Annotated in this window: 1 protein-coding gene and 1 pseudogene; both read left to right on the forward strand. The window is 50.7% G+C overall.

The window, feature by feature from the left end; all coding sequences use genetic code 11:
• The first annotated feature begins 630 nt into the window (after window positions 1-630).
• Window positions 631-885 (forward strand): hypothetical protein, encoded by a 255-nt coding sequence (locus Q0908_RS20245; RefSeq protein WP_299289098.1) that lies wholly within the window; start codon window positions 631-633, stop codon window positions 883-885.
• Window positions 886-949: 64 nt separating this feature from the next.
• A pseudogene (locus Q0908_RS20250) lies at window positions 950-1730 on the forward strand (IS5 family transposase).
• Window positions 1731-2603: the final 873 nt, after the last annotated feature.

The raw sequence follows: 2603 nt of genomic DNA on the forward strand, positions 1-2603 counted from the left end.
TATGCTAACCGGTCAGAAGAGGACCAAAACCTGAACAGTGCTAACCTATAAACACGGACTCTCAGGGGAGCAGGTCACCTTGATTGGTGATCCAAGCAGGTGATTGCTCAAGCTGATTGTCGTGGATGATGTTGCTTCCGTTTCGACAAATCTGATCTCCTTCGTGTTGAAGATCAGCAGACAACAAATAGCAGCTTACGTCAGTGTCCGAATTTCGGGGGGGTAGCTCATCTGTGGGGTTGATCGCCGGGGCATGAGCTTGCTCCAAGGATGTGAAGGAAGAGAACATTGCATGAACATATCTGTGAGGCAAGGTTGATCCGAAGAAACTGGCCGAGCGATGAATGTCATTGATCGCGAGCGCTGACCTATGCTGCGACCTTTTCTTCACTGATTTTGGACGCCCAAGGCACATCCAAAACCTGTTTGTTACATGTTGGAATGGCATTAACGGCCTGTTTCGCAGTGTTTTTTCGACCTTCAGACATGACGAACCCCCTAAACCATGGGGTTTGCTCAGGCGTTTGTGACCGATTGGTCCCTTACTGTTACAGACCTTTTCCGCTATCTCTATCCCAAGACGAACGGCCACCCCGGCCACTAAGACAAACGCCAAGAAGGAGACGACACATGAAACTGACAGCTACAAAAACCCCGCTTCTGATCGCAGCCATGGCAACCGCAATCACGCTGACGAGCTTTGCCCCCGTTCAGGCCGCCAACCCAACATGGGCCAGCGCCGACGCCGAGACAGCCCAGGTGATCGACATCAAATTCAAGAAGCACAAGTTCAAGAAACACAGCTTCAAAAAGCACTACAAATACGGCGGCTTCAAGAAGAAGCACCCCGTGAAGAAGAAGATCAAAATCAAGACATTCTTCTAGGGTCAGGATGCATTGATTTCGGTTTCGCTGCATGATTCACGTCCGTTCAAAACGAAGCGGTGATATGAGCGATCTCTACTGGTTGACAGAAGAACAAATGGCGAAGCTTTCGCCCTTCTTTCCCAAGTCTCACGGCAAGCCTCGCGTGGATGACAAGCGTGTTCTGAGCGGGATTATCTTCATCAATCGCAATGGCTTACGGTGGCGGGATACGCCCGCCGCATACGGGCCGCCCAAGACGCTTTACAGCCGCTGGAAGCGGTGGAGTGAGAACGGCATCTTTGCCCGGATACTGCTGGAACTGGCAGATCAGAGCGGCGAAACAGAAACGCTGATGATCGATGCAACCCACCTCAAGACGCACCGCACTGCCACCAGCCTGCGGCTCAAAAAAGGGGGCCCGGCCGCCTGATTGGAAGAACGAAGGGCGGGATGAACTCGAAACTGCACGCCGTCACCGATGCCGTTGGCCGCCCTTTGCGGATGTTCCTGACCGCCGGCCAGCGCAGCGACTACATCGGGGCACGGGCTTTGCTGAGCGACTTACCCAAGGCCCAACACATGCTGGCAGATCGCGGCTATGATGCAGATTGGTATTGCGAAGCCCTTGAGGAAAAAGGGTTCACGCCATGCATCGCGTCACGGAAAGGTCGCAACGTGCCCATTCCACACGACGCAGATCGCTACAAGAAACGCCACAAAATCGAAAACAGCTTTGCCCGCCTCAAGGACTGGCGGAGGATCGCAACCCGCTATGACAGATGCCCAAAAGTCTTCTTGTCAGCATGTGCCTTGGCAGCGTGGTCATGTTTTGGTTATGGATCCTGACCCTCGAAGTGGAGTAAGTTTCAAGTTCTTCTAAACGCTTATCAAATTCCATATAAAGCCGTGTCACAAGGTCATTGTCTATCTGCGAACGAGCGACCAAGTGTATACTTTTTCGCTGAAGGGCGACTGCTTCGGAAGGCATAACGATAACTCATTGATTCAATTTCATCAATTAGAAAAAACCGCGGTTCCTGAGTGGGCTAGTTTTTTGGTTCTTTCTTTCAGACTCTTTCGGAATAAAGACATATAACCAAAACGACCGTACTGGAATCTTCCATTTTTTTTTGTATTTCTTATAATTTTTTCCGATTTAGAAATATTAAGATTGACCCAGCCCCCCTGAAATCAGGCCACTGAGGTGTTCGGAGGTGGTGGTGAACAGCCCGAATATCATACCTCGGATTTTCGGGCTTATTTCGTTCTTTTTGATGGGGGGAATTGGGATGATGATGTGGAGAGACCCCGAGGGTCTGATTGGGAAGTTGGAAGACAGGATTGAACAGAAAAAGGCGCGAAGGGCCAAGTGGATCGATGACTATGGGTCTAAAGATAGAACCCAAGTCAGAAGAGGTGAGTGACGTCAGTAAAGCCGAAGGGAATTTGATGCAGCTAAGAAACCATGCTCTAGACGCGGCAAACATAGCGGACAAGTTGACCTAAGAAAGCCGGACACGATCAGAGAGCGGCAAAAAGCTGGTCGTCATTCCATATGATGAAGCGACGGAGATGAAGGAACAGCTGCTGAAGATCTCTCATCCGATGAATGACATCGCAGATGAGAGAAAAGCTTGATGTGGACCTGTCCCGTTTTTATGCCGCCCCAAGTGCTCGTTTAGGCCACTTTCCGTTCGAAAGCGACAGGGCTTTTCCAGCCCAGTGCTGAGTGTCGT

This window comes from uncultured Tateyamaria sp. (assembly GCF_947494755.1).
GTDB lineage: Bacteria > Pseudomonadota > Alphaproteobacteria > Rhodobacterales > Rhodobacteraceae > Tateyamaria.